Annotated in this window: 16 protein-coding genes and 2 pseudogenes; 9 read left to right on the forward strand and 9 right to left on the reverse strand. The window is 54.4% G+C overall.

Annotated features, from left to right (window positions below; translation table 11 throughout):
* Positions 1–47 precede the first annotated feature (47 nt).
* The 4 genes from F1593_RS21890 to F1593_RS21905 all read right to left on the reverse strand — a co-directional run bounded on the left by F1593_RS21890 (position 48) and on the right by F1593_RS21905 (position 3342).
* Positions 48–410 carry a hypothetical protein gene (locus F1593_RS21890; protein ID WP_149403695.1) on the reverse strand — a complete coding sequence of 121 codons (363 nt, stop codon included), beginning with the start codon at positions 408–410 and terminating at the stop codon, positions 48–50.
* A gap of 11 nt (positions 411–421) precedes the next feature.
* Positions 422–1069 carry an AAA family ATPase gene (locus F1593_RS21895; protein ID WP_149403696.1) on the reverse strand — a complete coding sequence of 216 codons (648 nt, stop codon included), beginning with the start codon at positions 1067–1069 and terminating at the stop codon, positions 422–424.
* A complete protein-coding gene (locus F1593_RS21900; RefSeq protein ID WP_149403697.1) occupies positions 1066–1494 on the reverse strand; it encodes a TnsB C-terminal domain-containing protein in 429 nt (142 codons plus the stop codon). Before F1593_RS21900 ends, F1593_RS21895 begins: the two co-directional genes overlap by 4 nt.
* Before the next feature lie 513 nt (positions 1495–2007).
* The gene (locus tag F1593_RS21905; protein ID WP_149403698.1) at positions 2008–3342 is read right to left on the reverse strand and encodes an extracellular solute-binding protein; all 1335 of its coding nucleotides are present in this window, start codon (positions 3340–3342) and stop codon (positions 2008–2010) included.
* A gap of 154 nt (positions 3343–3496) precedes the next feature.
* Between F1593_RS21905 and F1593_RS21910 the strand changes: the two genes are divergently transcribed.
* Entirely contained in the window at positions 3497–3784 is a 288-nt protein-coding gene (locus F1593_RS21910; protein ID WP_149403699.1) for a transposase family protein, read from the forward strand.
* 351 nt (positions 3785–4135) lie between these two features.
* Here F1593_RS21910 and F1593_RS21915 read toward each other — a convergent pair whose 3' ends face one another.
* From F1593_RS21915 to F1593_RS29960, 4 genes and pseudogenes are all read right to left on the reverse strand, one after another.
* Entirely contained in the window at positions 4136–4900 is a 765-nt protein-coding gene (locus F1593_RS21915; protein WP_149403700.1) for an ABC transporter permease subunit, read from the reverse strand.
* Between the two features lie 26 nt (positions 4901–4926).
* Entirely contained in the window at positions 4927–5871 is a 945-nt protein-coding gene (locus F1593_RS21920) for an ABC transporter ATP-binding protein (protein WP_149403701.1), read from the reverse strand.
* Between the two features lie 297 nt (positions 5872–6168).
* A complete protein-coding gene (locus F1593_RS21925) occupies positions 6169–8241 on the reverse strand; it encodes a winged helix-turn-helix domain-containing protein (RefSeq protein WP_235932660.1) in 2073 nt (690 codons plus the stop codon).
* A 258-nt stretch (positions 8242–8499) separates the two neighbouring features.
* A pseudogene (locus F1593_RS29960) lies at positions 8500–8874 on the reverse strand (AAA family ATPase); the annotation flags it as partial.
* Here F1593_RS29960 and F1593_RS29450 point away from each other — a divergent pair.
* From F1593_RS29450 to F1593_RS21955, 7 genes and pseudogenes are all read left to right on the forward strand, one after another.
* Positions 8851–9300: a hypothetical protein gene (locus F1593_RS29450; protein ID WP_235932662.1), complete on the forward strand. Its 450-nt coding sequence runs from the start codon at positions 8851–8853 to the stop codon at positions 9298–9300. The pseudogene F1593_RS29960 and the gene F1593_RS29450 overlap by 24 nt on opposite strands.
* 532 nt (positions 9301–9832) lie before the next feature.
* Positions 9833–10927, forward strand: coding sequence for an amidohydrolase family protein (locus tag F1593_RS21930; protein ID WP_149403703.1), 1095 nt, complete (start codon positions 9833–9835; stop codon positions 10925–10927).
* 17 nt (positions 10928–10944) lie between these two features.
* On the forward strand, positions 10945–11298 hold the full coding sequence (locus F1593_RS21935; protein ID WP_149403704.1) for a Rieske (2Fe-2S) protein: 354 nt from the start codon (positions 10945–10947) through the stop codon (positions 11296–11298).
* Between the two features lie 259 nt (positions 11299–11557).
* Positions 11558–12668, forward strand: a pseudogene (locus tag F1593_RS21940) (RNA-guided endonuclease InsQ/TnpB family protein).
* A 24-nt stretch (positions 12669–12692) separates the two neighbouring features.
* On the forward strand, positions 12693–13601 hold the full coding sequence (locus tag F1593_RS21945; protein WP_149403705.1) for an ABC transporter permease: 909 nt from the start codon (positions 12693–12695) through the stop codon (positions 13599–13601).
* 51 nt (positions 13602–13652) lie between these two features.
* Complete coding sequence (locus F1593_RS21950) at positions 13653–14726, forward strand: taurine ABC transporter substrate-binding protein (protein WP_172632342.1); 1074 nt, start codon at positions 13653–13655, stop codon at positions 14724–14726.
* A gap of 310 nt (positions 14727–15036) precedes the next feature.
* Positions 15037–15822 carry an ABC transporter ATP-binding protein gene (locus F1593_RS21955; protein WP_149403707.1) on the forward strand — a complete coding sequence of 262 codons (786 nt, stop codon included), beginning with the start codon at positions 15037–15039 and terminating at the stop codon, positions 15820–15822.
* Positions 15823–15901: 79 nt separating this feature from the next.
* Here F1593_RS21955 and F1593_RS21960 read toward each other — a convergent pair whose 3' ends face one another.
* Positions 15902–16111: a hypothetical protein gene (locus tag F1593_RS21960; RefSeq protein WP_149403708.1), complete on the reverse strand. Its 210-nt coding sequence runs from the start codon at positions 16109–16111 to the stop codon at positions 15902–15904.
* A 276-nt stretch (positions 16112–16387) separates the two neighbouring features.
* Between F1593_RS21960 and F1593_RS21965 the strand changes: the two genes are divergently transcribed.
* A complete protein-coding gene (locus tag F1593_RS21965) occupies positions 16388–17713 on the forward strand; it encodes a glycosyltransferase 87 family protein (protein WP_149403709.1) in 1326 nt (441 codons plus the stop codon).
* Positions 17714–18032 lie beyond the last annotated feature (319 nt).

The raw sequence follows: 18032 nt of genomic DNA on the forward strand, positions 1-18032 counted from the left end.
AAAAACTCTCCAATTAACGTAGAAACTCTTCGGATCGTCAAAAACGATCACTCTTTGACTATAAGGAGAGCTAGAATAAGCGCATATATATACGTAGAGAAAAAAGACAGCTCTAAACTATCTTCCATCTCTGGCTTGAAATGCCGACCTCTTTCATCATTTCGGGCAAGCCTGAAACGTGTTTTATTTCCGGCACTAATGGTTAAAATGTCCATTTCACTAAATTTTTTTCTGTGCAATTTGCCCAGTTTATAAGCACCTCGCGTTGCTCTTTGCAATAGCCTCTGTTCACCTGCTCGTGCTTCCATTTCTAGACGGACCCGCTGGCCTGGTTGGAGTGCATGAGCTTGGAGTGCTTCAAGGGTCAAGGTCATACGTTCCTCTGCTAAGAGTGCTGCAACCGTCTCCACGAGCCAATCTCTCAAGATCCCAATACACCCACACTCCATTCGGCAAACCACCGCCATTCTTTCAACAGGCGATCTACATCACAGGTCAGCGGAACGTGTGAGAGTAAATAGTGAAGGGCTCCTACAAACTCAGCACGTTCCGCTTTTTGCTCGATGCGGCAGCGAGGAAAATGAATATCTCGTCCACGTCGGGCCGCTTGTCCATTGAGATTACGAAACTCGAACAGATCATAGGAGCCTACCAGTACATGCAGGACCTGGGTATGATTGGTCATGCTTTTCAGCCACTCCAGTTGGTCCACAGGCCGAAGTGGTGCCTGCACTTGCATCAAATTCTGAGCTTCATCGATCACGATGGCTTTGACCTGCAACCGTTCTAACGCATACTCGACGGCTTCACGCAGATCAAGCGATTCGACCACATCCATCATCTTTCGGCCAGCTCTGGGTATGAGAGCGACTTGCATGAGTCGATCTTTCACGGCGGCATGTTCTCGAAGGGCCGTGAGAACCTGGCGATAGTAATCCAGACGGGCATAGGTCCCGTAATCGCCAGGACGTGCTTCTACCCAGACCACCGGAACAAATGCCCGGTTCGACTCTTCAGCGAGAAAACGCGAGGCGAGATGGCGCTGGACACAGAGTCGCAAGATCATCATCGCAGATCGATAACTGGGGGATCGTAACTTAGATAGCAGGCCAAAATGCGTCGGCTGTAGGCGTCAGTGAGCAGCGTGAGCCAGGGTTTTTCTAATGGTTTCCCTGTGACCGAGGAAACCAACAGAATATCCAACTCTGTATGATCCAGATGGGCCAGCTCAAAAGGACGCTCCCCGTGACGTGGCGTCATCTGGTCCAGGTAGAAGAAGAGTGGTTGATCTTTGTAGGCGGCTCGGCGTCCCAAGCGAGCCGCCGTCACTTCTGGAGTAGCAAAACGTGCTCGCTCTCGATAGAAGGTTCGTTCACTCACAGGAGGGAGATGTGTGCGTTCACACGCTGAGACATAGAGTTGGTAGAGCGCCGCAGCACGTTTCGCTTGGGGAGTTGCGTAATGCTCTTTCAGGAAGGTGTAAAGCAACTGCATCGAGGCTTCAGGAGCACGTCTGGTCCGATTGCCACGCTCCGCTACCCGATCCAGAAGTCCAATGTAGCCGCATCCATGCAGTTCTTCGGCCTGTTGATAGGCATGAAGCCAACGTTGAATGCTGCGCGTTGGTGTGGTCGCCTCTACCCCCTGAACATAGAGGAGGATGTGTTCTAGACGTTGATTCGCTCGCTTCTACATGCTGGCTTTCAAATTGGATGGAGACGCCCATCTTGGGGCTAGGATAGCGGCCAGTCACATTCTGTGCACGCCCTCGCACCTTACGCACAGGAGAAGATTCCCGAATAGTTGTAATGAGCGCCTCTGTTTCGGGTGTCAGCTGAAGGCGCTGACACCAAGCATGAAACTCCTCGGTTGTCAACATGCATGTCCATCCTTTCAGGGCTTTTTAATTTTTGCCAGGTTTCCAACGTCAAAGGGAAGCCAAAGGCAAAGATCTCGTATAAGTACGGGGACAGCATATCTATTGACAGAGCGGCGCTCCTGGGCTTATTAAGACATGTCGCCCTTACATAATTCGGCCATATTTTGCACGGTTGCGGCTGCCATGCTATGTCCATTCAGGACGCTGATATAACTACTCGTGATATCCTCGGAGCACGGATACCAGACAAAGGCAGCCGAGGCGACGTAGGTATGAGGTATTTGCGCCAGGCCAACTTTGCTGGCAGGATTCTGAGCATAGTAGTGCTGCAAGCTCTGACTATTATAGGCACTCTGCCGTATGGGCAGATTGCCTGTCTGCGGTACAAAAGAGATACTCGACGCGGTACTCGTAAGGAACTTCATGAAGTCCCAGGCAGCGTTGCGTGTATCGACGCTGACTCCACTGAACAAGGCCAGGTTGTTTCCATAGAGTGCAGTGAACTGGCCAGCGGGACCTCCGGGAAAGGCGACTTCATTAAAGTCAAATGTGCTGCCGCCATGTGCTTTGAGAAATGGATAACTGGCGCTTGTACCTAATGCGAAGGCTGCTTTCTGGCTAGTAAAATCGTTCTGCCAGCTATATCCAGTGGTGACGTGTACGGCACCTGTTTTTGCCAGTGGTGCGAACAGATCGAGTGCCTGCTGAGCATATTGTGCGTCGCTACCCTGATCAAAGAGCGTGGACCGAGAATCTGATGAGAGGAAGTTTTTGCCACCCAGATCTTTGAAGATCGTGGCCCATTCATCCGTGCTCGGAGTCATAGACAATCCCCACTGTGAGCCGTCGGATTTCGTGAGTTTCTTAATATCGGTAACAAAGTCAGTCAGCGTCGTCGGCGGCTGCATGTTGTTTTTCTTCAGGAGAGTGGCATTATAGTACAGAACTTCATCACTTTTGTTAAAGGGCAACGCATATTGCTCACCATCAACTTGACCATCTTTCAGAAGTGGTGCATAAAAGTCTGACAGGTCCGACTGACTCAGCCCATTTTTCCCGGTAATATATGGTTTTAGGGGAACGATACCACCGCTCTCCTGATACAATGTAAACCAGCTGTCATTGACTTGCACGATGGCTGGTGCCTGTTTGGCTGCGGTAGCTGTGTTTAACTGTTCCCCCAACGTGCTGGAGTCGTATGACTGTACGTTGATTTTGACATTTTTATGAGCATTGGTGTATTGCTTCACCAGACTAGCCAGGGTAGTTTTATTGGCGCCTGTATCCAAAGCCTCCCAGAAGTTCACTGTGTACTGTTTGTGGGGGTCCAGGACGCCAGGATTGGGGCCAGGATTAATATTCGTGATCGTGCTTGTGCTCGTGCCCGGTAAACTACACCCCGATAAGATAACGAGCGTGATCACTGCACATGCAGACAACAGATATGATAATTTATTTATCATAAAAATCTTTCTTTCAATAACAGTACTAATAGCCTATAAATTGATATTAACATATATTCAGTGGGATAAAAAGGTAGTACTACACAATTTCAAAGAGACAATCCATTTACAGTGATGATAACAAAAAACGTCACGAAACGAGGACTCACCCTAGATGAACTATAACATAGTCAATGAAGCCAGGGAACTGGCAGGATGGAACGCGGAGAGCGAAGCATTCTCGATCTACGAGGCCATGATGAAACTCACAGATACACGAGGAAAGCATGGAAAGAGATATTCGTTAGCACTCATACTGACCTTTGTCCTGCTCGCGAAAATGGCGGGAGCAACGACGCTGCAGGCGATAACTGATTGGGTACGGTACCGCCCCTGGTTGCAACAAGCCCTGCCATCCTTTCCCTCAATATTTCGTTTTCTGATTACTTGCGATGTGGAATGAGCGCTAATCGCTTTGGGAGGGGCAGGTTCAACCTGATAGACTGAGTAAGTGTCTAACGAATGCGACGATACATGAGCACCTGCTCTTCTTTGGGCACCTCTTCCCCTGGTACATCTTCGACAGACCATACTTGACGCCGACCGGCGTTGGGAATGAGGGGATAGTGGGAATAATGCGGCGCGCAACATCTTAAAAAAGGCACTGGATGGTAGCGTCGGGCAGACGGAAACCAACACCCCTGCGCGGGTGTAAAACGCTCCTGGACATCTGGCCCCTACCACTGGTGAACAATCACCAGTGGCACGTCGGATGAAAGGTAGCAGAATCCCTCGGCATTTATGCCAGGCAGTGTCAATTCCAGCGGGTCAGAATGGTTTCGCGCTGAAACAGTTGGGTGGCACTCCAGGTCAAGAGTAGTGCGATGGGGATCAGGATGATGATGACAATGACCGCCACCTGTACGGTGAGCTCAAACTGGCCTGAGAGCTCGCCCAGGATGAGCCCGATGATTGGAACAACCGCCCAGATCGAGAGTTGTTGCGCGGTACGCGTATCGTTGACCCGCGATGAAATGACCGTCATGATGGCGACCGCGATCAGGCCTAAGAGAGGGGTGCCAGCAATGAAGAGCGTCAGCCAGCCCGCTGTGGCAACGTGGGAGACGACATTCGCATCAGCAACAATGGCTAATTCAGCGATGAAAAGGCCACCACTGATCCAGGTGACTATGATCGCCGGCAGCAACGCCGACAGAATCTTGCCCGTCAACAGTTGCCACCTGCGCACGGGCGTTGCCAGCACCGGCTCAAGCGTGCGGTTGTTCTTCTCTCCAATGATACTATAGGCCGCAATAATACTGGGAACGATCATCGGCAGCAGAATATACAGGTTCGAGAACGCCGTTCCGAGCACTCCCTGGGTGTACTCATGAAGCGTCAACCCGCCGAGTGACGGAATGGAAAGAGCACTGGCACGCGACCCATTGCCGTTCCGTAGCAGGAAAATGAGGGGGATTACTGCGAACAGCAAAGGCGGGAGGAGAATACTGAACAGGAGGATCCGTTGCTGGACAATCTCGATGAACTCTTTCCGTAGGATCACAAAGACTTTGTGCATACTCGTTTTTGCTCCATTTTCATGATTTAGTGGCTGACAGCCGCAACTTCGCGCTCATTCTCCACCAGTTCCAAGTAGACCTCCTCGAGCGAATGGGAGATCGGTTCCACCGTGCGTATCTGTGCACCTGCATTCACGAGGGTTCGCACCAGCGCCGGATTCTGATCATCGGGATGATCGATACGGACAAAGAGCGTGTTCTCTTCAGCATTCGCCTCATGAACAAAGGACAGGGCGCGGACGGTCTCGATCCACTGTGTGGCATCTCCGACGACGCGCACCTGGGTACCTGTGCCAAACATGCCAGTGCGTAAATTTGCTGGCGTGCCCAGGCGCAGGAGCCGCGAGCGAAAAACGCCGATCAGATCGCAGAGTTCATCGGCCTCTGGTAGATTATGCGTGGTGAGAAAGATGGTCCGTCCCTCGGCCCGCAATTCCTTGATGAAGTCGCGCACCACGCGCGCGGCTTCAGGATCGAGGCCAGACGTTGGCTCATCCAGGAAGATCACCTTTGGTTCGTGCAGCAAGGCGCGTGCAATCGCCAGTTTCTGACGCATGCCTTTGGAGAAGCCACCGACCCTGTCGCCGCGCCTCTCCCAGAGGTCGAGCATCCGCAGGAAGCGTTCGACCTGAGAGGCGGCTCGCTCGGCTGGGAGATCATACAACTGCGCAAAGAACAGCAGGTTCTGCCAGGCGCTCAGTCGGTCATACAACCCCGGCGTCTCGGTGAGGATACCAATGGATTGCCGAATAGCCTCGTTGTTCTCGCCCAGGCGATGTCCCGCCACTGTAGCAGTGCCGCGAGTGGGGGCAATTAAGGCCGAGAGCATGCGCACGGTGGTCGTTTTGCCTGCACCATTCGGTCCCAAAAAACCAAAGACGGTCCCCTCTGGAATGGCAAGCGTCAAGTCGTCCACAGCCACCAGGCTACCGAAGGTACGCGTCAAGTTGTTGATTTCAATCGCGTTCATAGGTTCTGCTTTCTTTCTTTCAAAATTGCAGGGTATAATCGTGTTTATAATTTGACATCCATTCATAAATCGATGTACCAGAACTTCCTACTTTCAAGGATCGTGCGTGGCGTTGACAAGAATGGCCCGTCAATACAGCACCAGGCACAAAATGGTTGTCGCAGGCAGCATACAGACGCGGATCGTTCCGAATGTGGCCACAAAGCCTTGGATAGGATATCAGATATAACATGTTGTTATGCACCTTCTTCTGAAGAGTCTACTGCAAAAAAGGAAGGATGTCTTCCCTCCAAAGAGTTATTGGGAGGGAGCCATGTGATCTTCACGTGTGAGGATGTGTAACGCACGCGCACGGGCCACTGCCTGGGTGCGATTCGTGGCACCCAGTTTGGCCAGAAGATGCTTGACATGGAGTTTGACGGTGTGCAGGCTGAGCATCAGGCGCTGCGCGATCTGCTGATTGGAGAGACCTTCGGCTACAAGCTGGAGGACCTCGCGCTCTCGCTCACTCAGCGGCTCAACGGGCGACGGGAGTGGTGCTGGGAGATCCGAAACAGCGGGCCGGGCAGCTCGCACGGGGGCAATCGCTACCTGGATGCGCTGAAGGTAGTCAGGCGAGGCGGTAGTAAACGGGGCTATCAGCGCGAGCAGGTCCGCCATCATCTCTCCTTCGTCGGCAAACAGGCGCAGATAGCCTTCTGGCTCGGCCTGGGCGAGAATTGGCCCCAGGGTGACCAGCGCCTGCCTGGTCTTGCCCTGGGCGTGCAGCGCTAGCGCGCGCAGCATCTGGATCTCGATGCGCCAACCATGAGCGCCTGTCCCGACGGCGATCTCCAGCAGATGGTCCAACAGAATCTGTGCTTGAGAGAGCGCCAGGGCATTCGAGTGGCCTCGTCCACGCGCGATCAAAACCCGCGCCAACGTGACATAGCCCGCGTAGCGACCCTTCCCCAGGGAACTCGTGAACGGATCGTCAGCGTGGAACCCGCAGGTTGAGGCCCACTGCAAGGCCGGATCAAGCTGCCCGCAGCGCAGGGCAAGGCGGACCGGAAGCAGGATCAACACGTCTTTGCTCGCCTGGGGAACTGGAAACTGCGCCACGTCAAACGCTTCGCTCTCCAGGAGCTGCCTGGCCCGCTCGCTGTGGCCTTGCGCCAGGGCCACACGCGCCAGGACTCCGAGCCCGAGCAGTGTCAGCCAGGGGCTGTGACGAGCAAGATCCAGGTGTGGAACCAGTTCGAGGGATTGCCGGGCCTCGGACTCCGCTTCTTGCAGGCGATTCCACTCATACAACAGGACTCCATAGCGCTGATGCGCCAGGGCGAGAGCCAGGGACGGGAGATGGTGGTGCCAGGCGAGCGCGCGGAACAGGTCCTCATAGAGTCGTCCCAGTTCGCGTAATCGCCCCAGCTCTTCGTACAGCTCATCGAGACTGGCGATGACCACGAAATTGGGGCTGGTTCCGCCAGCAGGCAAGGCTTGCCGCAAGGTCTGCTCCGAGGACTCCAGATCCCCACTGACGCGATAGGCAGCCCCAAGGAGCACCTGCTGACGCCAGAGGGTGAACCGACTCCAGGCCGTCTCAGGTCCCGTGAGCGAACGCGTCATCTCCGCAGCGCGGGAAAGCGCCTGCGGGATATCCCCTCGGGCCAGCGCCTGCGTTGCCTGTTGCAGCGTCAGCTCCCGCTGCAGATCTGCCTGTGTCTCGGGATCGTCCTTTTCATGCGTCTTGAGCAGCACTGTGAGGCGCTCGATGACCCTCTCCGGGTCATGTGGCTGCGACGTGCGCAGGGGCTGGGTCCAGATCCAGGCGAGAGAGAGGGACACCGAGGCCGCGATGATCTCCTGCGGAAGCCGATCCAGCCAGTGGCCGAGGCGCACAAGCTTCCCTTGCTCTACCAAAGATGGCACCAGCTCCGCCAGCAAGCGTGCCACGTGAGGCAGGTCGCCAGCTCGATACGCATACTCACAGGCGTCCTCTGCCCACCCGTGCTGTTCATACCAGCGACTGACTCGACGATACAATTCCGGCACCAGCGCTGGCTCCTGCTTCTGTAGCTGTGTGCGCAGCGCTTCGGCAAAGAGCGGATGGTAGCGGTACCAGGTGTCGGTGGCATCCAGCGCACTGACGAAGAGATTCGCCTGCAGCAGGCTCTCCAGCTTCTGCTGTCCACCACCCGCTTCAGCAACACTCTCGCAGAGCGGCCCGGTGAGCCGATCCAGCACGCTTGTTTGGAGCAAAAAGCGCTGCATCTCAGGTGATTGCTGGAGCAAGATTTCTTCACACACATACTCCAGGAGAAAGCGAGGGGTCACATCCGTCGCCCGGAGCACTTCTGCAGCATCGGCGTGCCCGCGCAGGACCAGCATCAGCAATTGGATCCCGGCAATCCACCCCTCGGTCCGCTCTTCCAGCAGACGGATCGCCTCAGAGCCGAGCGAGAGTCCCATCGCCTGCGCAAACGCCTCGACTTCGGAGGGCACAAACCCCAAAGCTTCTCTGCGCAGTTCAGCGATCTGCTGACGTGCCCGCAAGCGCGCAAGCCTCGGCGGATCCACCCGTGTGCCGATCAGCAGATGCAGGCGCGAGGGAAGATGGTTCAGCAGAAAGAGCAGCAGGGCCTGACTCGCCTCGGTCATGAGAGCGTGGACGTCATCCAGGATCAAGACCGTCTCGTGCTGGAGCAGGCGTTCAAGATCGTTGAGGAGACGAGTCAGGATCCGTTCGTGCTCACAGGGATGCCAGGGCCGATCGGTCTGAGCTATGGTGCCCAGGCGCGCATCGACGCGCGCAAAAGCTGCGATGAGTGAGGAAAGGAAGCGCGCCGGGTCGTTCTCCCCCTCCTCGCAGGAAAGCCAGACCACCGGTCTCGTGGTCATGGCAGCCCATTCGGCCAGCAGCGTGGTTTTGCCAGAGCCAGCAGGAGCCGAGACCAGCGTCACTGGCCCTCGCAGGCCCTGCTCCAGGAGCGCGAGCAGGTGGGGGCGCGCAACATGCTGCATCGGCAGGCGCGGTGGAGTGATGGTGCTCTGCAGGATCACGCTCGACGTCAGCCCCTCAAACGAGAGGGGAACGTGCGAAAGTGGCGGCGCACTTTCATCTGCGTGACTGCTTCCTCTACCTTCAGCATCTGCTGCCAGGCGGCTCGCCGCCTCACGCAGTTTCGCCAGGGTGAGATTGGGGGAGACGCCCAGGTAACAGCGGGAGAGTCGTCCTCGCTTGCGCCGATAGGCTCGCCAGTACCACCCACCGCGCTGATTGCCAGCGCGTGCTTTGTGCGCGGTAAAGGTTCCCTCCTCGCAGGTAAACGTGAAAGTGGTCGCTGTTTCCAGCCAGGCGTACCAGGAAGGGGTATCGAGCAGCACGACCACGTTCTGCCCCTGCTGCTCGTATACCAAACAGCCGTTGCGAACTGCTCCGGCGGTTGATGAGACCTTCTCCATGAGACGACACTCCGTGAGAAAAGTGACGGATGTTAGGGATACTCCAAACAGTTCCCTAACACCAAGTATAGCAGGGTGGGGACGAAACCTCAAGGCTCACATAGAACAATAGAACAAAGTGTCATCACGTGCAAGTTGAACGAGGCATCGCCTCATTTGCTCGCTGGACACCTCCTCATGTTCACTCTTCGTCTTTCGTGTTGCATTCTTGCTGCGTAGAAGAAAGCCAAAATACCGTGAGTCCCTGATCAATTGGGCGGGAGATAGTGATTCGGGCTTGCAATAGTCGGGTGATGAGTAGGTGAATTATATATAGTATGAAATGAAAGAATGTGTTTTATAACCTGTTATTATGAGAAGAGGTGGTTTATAATCATGACTAAGTTGATCAATTAACTTAGATGACCTGTCGGCATTGTTTTTGCGTGGGCGGTAGAGGACATGGTTAAGAGCAAGCAGGATGTAAATAGAATGCAGACAGGACAGAAGCAGGATGCAAAGGAGAAAGGGCGACACGATGACGATACTTTCGACTGATGAGACACTTGCACAGGATAAACAGCGTCCGACTGATCCGATTATTGATTTAGATGTCCATGAGACATTTACCTCCTGGAATGAATTGCTCCCCTATTTGAAGAATCCCTGGCGCAAGTTACTGGAACAGGGTGCCTGGACGCCTCCAAGTTTTCCCTTTGCCTACTGGACCGGGCATGGTCTGAATCGCGCCGATTCTCATCCTGCCGATGGCACGCCCGCTGGCTCAAACTTTGAGCTCTTTCGCGAACAGGTGCTGGATCAGTATCCAATTGAGTATGCGGTGTTGACGGGACAGTTTATGCCCGGTGATCTGGAATCACAGTATGAGTTCGCGTCCGCGCTGGGTTCGGCCTATAATGATTGGGTGCTTGAACATTGGGTGGCACGCGATCCACGCATCAAGACGAGTATCCATGTGGCCCCACAAGATCCACAGGCGGCGGCCCGTGAAATTCATCGGCTAGGCGATCATCCTGGAGTAGTGCAGGTGATGCTCCCGATTGGGAACAGAGCCTATGGGGATCCCTTCTATCATCCCATCTTTGAGGCGGCACAACAACATAATCTGGTGATCGCAATGCATCATGCCGATCCACTGCGTAGCGCGCTTGGCAAGGGCCGCTACTATATCGAATGGCATGTCAATGTGCCGCAGGGCGCGATGTCGGAGGTCACCAGTCTGGTCATTAATGGGGTCTTCGACAAATTCCCGGCACTGCAATTTACGATTGTCGAGAGCGGCTGGAGCTGGCTCCCCCATCTGCTCTGGCGACTGGATCAGAATTATCGCTCACTCTACCATGAGATCCCCTGGGTCAAACAGCTCCCCTCAAAATATATCCGCGAGCGCATCAAGTTCTCAACACAACCTACCGAGGATTTCAGTGCCGCGAACTGGCTCCGCCTGATCGAGATGCTGGAGACTGATCGTATGCTTGTCTTCTCAACCGATTATCCCCACTGGGACTTCGATGCGCCACAGGAGTCGATTCCCCGCGAGCTGCCGGATGAGTTGCGCCGCCGCATCTTTTATAAGAATGCCCGCGAACTCTATGGCAAGAAGTTAGGATAAGCAAGATAGAGGAAACGATGAAGTATTTGGTTGGCAATGTCGCGGAGGTCCCACGCGGCGAGAAACGCTCCTATAAGATCAAGAATATCCCGATTGTCGTGATCCATAGCGCGCAGGATCAGTTTTATGCGCTCTATGAACGCTGTCCACATCAGGGGGTAAGCCTGGGAAACGGGACACTGGGAGGCACAACCTGCGCCACCGGTCCTGGCGCGGCCTTTGATTATACACGCGAGGGCGAGATTCTGCGCTGCCCCTGGCATGGCTTTAGTTTTGATGTCACGAACGGTGCCTGTGTGAACGCAGAATCGTTGCGCGTCCGCACCTATCCACTCACCATCGATAACAGTCAAATTTTTCTCGATCTGTAGGGAGCTTACAACAGTGATGAAAAATGTGTAAAAATGTGTACACCCCCTACGGCTTCTACATATATTGACGCATTTCGATTGAAATAGGGGCAATCCAATGTTACAATACACCAATAGAACAAAAGAACTATTTCATGGCGAAGCATCAAGAAGCACACGAGGAGAACGCAAACAAGCGCTCAAACAGGAAGCGGCTCTGTTTCCTTCGCAACGCCTTGAACTGTTCCTCAGCATCAACGCTCATGAGAGGAGGGGGACCATGTTACTGACCACGAAGATCAAGCTGAAGCTCTCTGAGCAAGATGCAATGACGCTCGAATTCATGCAGTCAAAGTGCAGAGCGCTTTACAATTGGCAGGTGATGCAACTCCGAGGGGGAGCAACATGGAACCTCTATGAGGCGAAAAAGAGCCTGCACGCCAGTAAAATCTATGATCCAGAACTCAAACACGTGTATGGCAAACTGCTGCAGGAAGTCTTCTTCCGGCTGGATAAAGCCATGACAGCTTTTTTCCAACGCGTCAAGGCAGGGGAGACTGCCGGGTTCCCTCGTGTGCGTCCACGGCATTGCTTCTTTACCCTGTGTTATCCTGCCAGTTACCTCAAGATCGAAGGGAACACGGTGATCTTGCCAACGGGTGGAAAAGGGAAAAAGAACAAGCGCTACCCCAATGTCCGAGCTCATTTGACAGAAACGCCCCCCCAGGCATTTAAAGAAGTGGCTATTAGTCGGGATGGCAGGGGCGACTATTATGCATCGTTTGTCGCAGAACGGCACGAGGAGGCCCAGCAGAAGGGACACGTGGTGGCCTTTGATCTCGGCATAAAAACCTTGGCAACGGGTATCAATGAGCAGGGGCGCATGTACCATGTGGGAGGATTTAAAGGATAGCCTGCATAAGGCATCCCATCTTATCGCCCACAAAACGGTTGAAAGAACTATTGTGGTTGGAGACCTCTCCCAGAGACAAATGGTCATGAAGCAGCATCGAGAGCGCAACAAGAAGCTCAATCGCATGGTATTCAACGATTGGGGTGTATCCCTCTTTCTCCAGATGCTGACTTACAAGTGCCAACGCTACGGGAAAGAGTTACAGATAGAAGATGAACGTGACACCAGCAAGATGTGTAGTAACTGTAAGCATCTCCAGAAGATGCCCTTGTGGAAACGCACCTACTGTTGTCACAAATGTGGACTCGTCATGGACCGTGATGAAAATAGCGCGGTAAACATTTTGACGAGGTTCCTTGCGCGGCTAGCGCCACACACTCCTCCTGAGGAGTGCGGTGTACTGCGAGACGATCAAAACAGTGCAGAAGTCACGGTGACTTCCTGTCCGATGGTCGCGCAGCAACTAAGTATGTTTTAACACATTTTAGAAAGCAGGCAAGGCATGAAGCTGGAAGATCAACCCGATAGCGCTACAGAATTAGTATCTTTGAAAGATGTTTCGCAAGATGTCGCGCACAGCATACAAAAGCAGCAGATACTTGTTTCACAAAGCAAGTTCAGATGGGACGGGCAAAGAGGCCTGCAAGGAGTTCTGTTGCGCTTCATTCCCCTGATCACGCTACTGGTGGCGCTGCTGCTCTGGCAACTGGTGACAGCCCTGAATCTCGTTTCACCGATTGCGCTCCCCGCGCCGGTCGCCGTCTGGCAATCCCTGATCGGTCTGCTGACGGGTGGCTTCGCCGGTCAAACGCTCTTCGCCGACATCTGGATCAGCTTCCTGCGCATTCTGGCTGGCTTTGTTGCAGCCGTGATCATCGGCATCCCGGTGGGCATCTTAATGGCTCGGAATGTCATCATCTTCCGCATCATCGATCCATTCTTACAATTTATCCGGCCCGTGCCGCCGCTGGCCTATATTCCGCTCCTGGTCCTCTGGTTTGGCATCAACGAACTGCCCAAGATCATCCTGATCATGATCGGCACACTACCGATCATCCTGATCAGTACTGTTTCGGGCGTGCGCAGTACCCCGGTACAGCGCATCCGTGTCGCGCAATGCCTGGGCGCGACGCCGCTCCAACTCTTCTGGCATACCATCCTGCCATCCGCGCTACCGGAAATCTTCACCGGCATGCGCATTGGCATCGGCATCGCCTGGAGTTGTCTGGTGGCAGCCGAGTTTATCGCCGCCTCAGCCGGGCTGGGCTTCCTGGTCCAATACGCGGGACAGCAATTACAGGCTGACATCATTTTTGTCGGTATTATCGCTATTGGATTACTAGGTTATGCGATGGAACTCCTGATACGTGGTCTGGAAAGACTCGTTGTGCCCTGGAAAGGACACGTCTAAGCATTCATCTATTTATTTATCGAACAGCTAGTTCAAGAGATGAGAGAAATTATGAGATTCACATCGATCCCTACGACACAGCGGAGACGCCTCAATCTGGCAACGATCACGCTGCTAGTGCTCAGTCTGCTATTGGCGGCCTGTGGAGGAGCAAACGCCAGCAGTGGCTCCAACGCAGGCTCGAAGCCCACGGTCGTAATCGGCTATATGGATGATGGCGCGGAGCCTGAGCTGATCGCTATCGCGCAAAAGCTCTTTGAAAAAGACATGCATGCCAATGTGCAGATCAAATATTTCGACTCTGGTCCCGCCTCGCTGGGCGCGATCGCCTCGGGTTCGCTGCAATTCATGACCGGCATCGGGAATCCGCCCGTCGTGTCCGCGATCACCAAAGGCATACCTTTACAGGCCATCTGGGTACAGGAACTCTACAATCAGGACGAGGGATTGGTTGCCAACAAGAGCGCGGGCATTAGCTCGATCAAGGATCTCAAGGGGAAATCGGTAGCCCTGGTCCTGGGTTCGACCTCCGAATATGCCCTGAATGCCACGCTGAACAAGGCCGGGGTAGATCCCAAGAGCGTTCATAAGCTGAATATGGCTCCGCCCGCTATGCGCACCGCATGGCTCAATCATTCGATTGATGCCGCCTATGTCTGGGACCCCGTGCTGGATGCCTTGCATCAGAATAATGGCACCTTGCTGGGCACTGATCTGGATGTCAAGCAGGAGGCGCCGGTGTATAACCTCTCGGTGGTCAATTCCTCCTGGGCAAAGGACAATGCAGCACTTGTCAAAGGCTTCATCCAGGCGCAGAGCGAGGCCGTGACCTATTATCAACAGCATAGCGAGGATGCCCTGAAAATCATGGCGAAGCAGGATAGTATTTCCGTGGATGTGGCACGCACTGAGATGACCGGCTTCCAGGTCTTCAGCGCCCAGGATCAATCGAGCGCCGATGGATTGGGACAAAGCAATGCGACCGCGCAAAGCCTGGTCGCGAAATCCTTCGTTGCCTCAGCCGCCTTTATGAAAAGTATTGGCACCCTGGCCAGCGCGCCCACCGACTTCAGTCAGAATGTCAATCCAGGCTATGTCAACGACTATCTGAAAGCCAGCAAATAATCACGAGCTAGCTCGCTGAGATAACGAAGACCAGGAACACGGGGCACCGCATGAAGATGGTACTCCCGTGGCTCATACGCAGCACGGGAGCACTACTCTCTCAAGCTTCATTTGAAGGGCAGGAGTGCAGGGGGATGCAATCCCATAGGTGCGAACAGAAGCGGGATTGTTAAGGGTTGCACCCTTAACCTGGGGTTCGGGGCTGTACCCCGGTCTCTTCCCCCCCCCACCTGCCCGCGTAGCGGGCAACCCATCAAATGAAGGATGACAGAGTAGTACCGACGGTCGCGCAAAGAGAGAGGTGATAGAGATGATTAGTATCGAAAAGATTACGAAGACATATCCCGGTCGCCGGGCAGGCGAGCCCACGATTGCACTGCAAGATGTTTCGCTGGAGATCCAAAAGCAGGAATTTGTGGTTGCGGTCGGCCCCAGTGGCTGCGGCAAAACCACCCTCCTGAATCTACTGGCTGGCTTTGAAGAGCCGAGCCAGGGCAGTATCCACTTCGATGGACGTGTGTTGCGGGGTCCAGGCGCGGAACGTGTGGTCGTCTTCCAGCAACCCACCCTCTATCCCTGGCTCGCGGTCCGCGACAATATCGCGCTGGGACTCAAGCTCAAAAAGCTCCGCCCTATTGATTGGGAGCGCGTCGACTACTTCATTGAGATGATGGGCCTGCAAGGCTTTGCGAAGCACAGTCCCTATCAGCTCTCAGGTGGCATGCAACAACGCGTCGCCATCGCCCGTGCCCTGATCGTCGAGCCCGCGGTGCTCCTCATGGACGAACCCTTTGGCGCGCTTGACGCCCAGACCCGCAACGACATGCAAGAATTCCTGCTCAACCTCTGGGAACGCATCAAAGCCACTATCTTCTTCATCACCCATGACGTCGAAGAGGCTATTCTGCTTGCCGACCGTGTCGTTGTCATGACCGCGCATCCTGGTCGCATCGCCTCCGAAATAACTGTCACCCTGCCGCGCCCGCGCACCTGGAACATGATCCTCAGCGAAGAATTCCTCGATCTCAAACGCCAGGTCCTCGAAATCCTGCGCCCCGACCTCACCCCACTCACCAGCATCACGCAAAACGGATAATAAGCAACAATAATAGAGCAGAGCGTCGGGCCACGATGTAGGTGCGTGCCGAGGTCGCAACCGAGGTGCGCTTTCCCGTTCATCGTACCATCCCCTCGGTCGAGACATGGAGTTGAGCATTAGGGGGATGCTGGTCGGTATAATCCCCATAAAGAAGCCCGAACCCTTGCGGTCGGGTCTTCTGGCTCGTACCGCAATCTCGCCCATAGGCCATCCGTACCCCAACATCCGTGCCGGGGACATGGGAGATACGTTGGGGCGGGGTGGTCGTACGTGAACGAAGCTTCACCGTGAAGGTGCGGCCTTCTCTCGGTGGGGCGGTGGCGAGATGTCGGTACGAGGAACAGGAAAGCGCACCTCGGCTGCGGCCTTGGCACGCACCTACATTTTTGGTTATTACCTCTGTTTTCTGTGATTTGCGATACCAGAGAGATGTGTTTCGAATTTGGGGATGCGGGGTGGATTGTTGTTCAGTAATGCGATACTTTTGGGAGTTTATGCGTTACTATTGATGAGGATAAATAAAACTCAGCCAGGCCCGTTATTGAGATAGAGGAAGTATTGAATGCATACATTATTGAAGCATCTATATGTACATAGGGTGCTCTATGCAGGGATAGCGATCCATATCCTATTCTATATTTCCGTGCTTTTTACTGGCTGGTTTGATGTGTTTTTTACGGGCGCGGCGCTGCATGTGGGGGCGAAGGGGATCGATTATTATCAGGTGCCGCGTGGGGCCTGGGCCTTCTTCCACGGCGGTTCGCTGACGGGGGTGCCGCTGCCGGATGGGAGCATCTATGGCAAGGAGTTTTACTCGAATAGCAATGTCTATCATCCCTACTTTACGATTACAGTCGGTTCGCTCTTGAGCGCGTTTCCGGCTGCGCAGTCGCCCTACTTCTGGCTGGGGATCAAGTTTGTCCTGACGATGCTTGTGGTAATCTATCTATATCGCAGTTTCCGGGGGCATCGGTATGTGGAATGGGGCATCTTCTTGCTGCTCACCAACTTCAGCGTCTATCTGGAACTGGAGGCGTGGCAATTTCACTATGTCTTGAATCTCTTTTTTCTGCTCATGCTCATCTCCATCGCTAAAAATCAATCCAGGATCTGGGGTGGATTTTATTATGCGCTCAGCCTGCTCGTCAAGCCGATTGGCATCCTCTTTATCCCCATTCTCCTCATCAAGAGACGCTGGCCGGTTGTCGTCGTAGGAATCCTCATCTTCCTTGTCTGCACCTTCTCTTTCTGGCTCAATGGTAGCGGGCTCTACTATATAGATAATCTCAAGTCCAATCTGCTGGATCACAACAAATATGGGCCCAACCAGATCATCGCCTTAAACGCCTTCCTGCAATACAGTCCACTCACCAACTGGCCCGCGCCCGTCTACCAGATCATCCAATACGCCGCGCTGCTGCTGGCCGTGGGGATCGGGGCGCTGCACAGCACCTCAATCTATAAGGCCATCTTTCTGATGGTTGCTTACTATCTCTGCTTCTACGACCTCGTCTTTGAATATCAATGGTCCACGCTAGCGATCATCTGCGCCATCTGCCTGATCCTCGTACCAGAATTCCAGACCCGCTGGTCGCGCATCTGCCTGATCCTGATCAACCTGCCCGGCTGCTTCATCCTCTTCGTCCTGCTGCACAACGGCATCACCAGCGATCCCAAATTCGGCCTGCTACCCAGCGACACCGTCTGGGAATGGATGGTCGTCAGCAAAGTCGTGCCGCTCCTGCTGCTCTGCATCAGCGTCTGCGCAGGAGATCCCAGACGCATCGCCCAACAATGCCGCAGCCTCTGGACACGATCCCACAAAGTAACCGACCTGCGCCACCTCTTCGGCGAACCCCGGCACGAAGAGCAACCCCAGCCATCCTGAAACGGCTATCACCATACTTCCCCTGGCAAGGGACAGAGCGTCGGGAAACGATGTAGGTGCGTGCCGAGGTCGCAACCGAGGTGCGCTTTCCTCGTCACGTACGATATGCTCACACGTAGGTCCATCCCTACCCCATCATCATGCCAGCGGCGAGATTACGGTACGATGAACCGGAAAGCGCACCTCGGTTGCGACCCTGTCTGTTACCCACATATTTCTATTCAAGTGTGAGTTCAGAAGCCAGGTGAATTCCTTCTACAAGCGTTTGGATGTATAGCCAACCTTTCCAGAGGGTTTTCCAGCCTGGCTCTCCGTCTCC

The organism is Dictyobacter arantiisoli (assembly GCF_008326305.1).
GTDB lineage: Bacteria > Chloroflexota > Ktedonobacteria > Ktedonobacterales > Ktedonobacteraceae > Dictyobacter > Dictyobacter arantiisoli.

Excerpts from the sequence above, each read along its gene's own strand:
- F1593_RS21965 (WP_149403709.1), top strand. The coding sequence starts at position 16,388 with ATGCATACATTATTGAAGCATCTATATGTACATAGGGTGCTCTATGCA.
- F1593_RS21935 (WP_149403704.1), top strand. The coding sequence starts at position 10,945 with ATGAAGTATTTGGTTGGCAATGTCGCGGAGGTCCCACGCGGCGAGAAA.
- F1593_RS21915 (WP_149403700.1), bottom strand. The coding sequence starts at position 4,900 with ATGCACAAAGTCTTTGTGATCCTACGGAAAGAGTTCATCGAGATTGTC.
- F1593_RS21930 (WP_149403703.1), top strand. The coding sequence starts at position 9,833 with ATGACGATACTTTCGACTGATGAGACACTTGCACAGGATAAACAGCGT.
- F1593_RS21895 (WP_149403696.1), bottom strand. The coding sequence starts at position 1,069 with ATGATGATCTTGCGACTCTGTGTCCAGCGCCATCTCGCCTCGCGTTTT.
- F1593_RS21945 (WP_149403705.1), top strand. The coding sequence starts at position 12,693 with ATGAAGCTGGAAGATCAACCCGATAGCGCTACAGAATTAGTATCTTTG.
- F1593_RS21910 (WP_149403699.1), top strand. The coding sequence starts at position 3,497 with ATGAACTATAACATAGTCAATGAAGCCAGGGAACTGGCAGGATGGAAC.
- F1593_RS21950 (WP_172632342.1), top strand. The coding sequence starts at position 13,653 with ATGAGATTCACATCGATCCCTACGACACAGCGGAGACGCCTCAATCTG.
- F1593_RS21955 (WP_149403707.1), top strand. The coding sequence starts at position 15,037 with ATGATTAGTATCGAAAAGATTACGAAGACATATCCCGGTCGCCGGGCA.
- F1593_RS21905 (WP_149403698.1), bottom strand. The coding sequence starts at position 3,342 with ATGATAAATAAATTATCATATCTGTTGTCTGCATGTGCAGTGATCACG.
- F1593_RS21920 (WP_149403701.1), bottom strand. The coding sequence starts at position 5,871 with ATGAACGCGATTGAAATCAACAACTTGACGCGTACCTTCGGTAGCCTG.
- F1593_RS21925 (WP_235932660.1), bottom strand. The coding sequence starts at position 8,241 with ATGCTGGTCCTGCGCGGGCACGCCGATGCTGCAGAAGTGCTCCGGGCG.
- F1593_RS21900 (WP_149403697.1), bottom strand. The coding sequence starts at position 1,494 with ATGCAGTTGCTTTACACCTTCCTGAAAGAGCATTACGCAACTCCCCAA.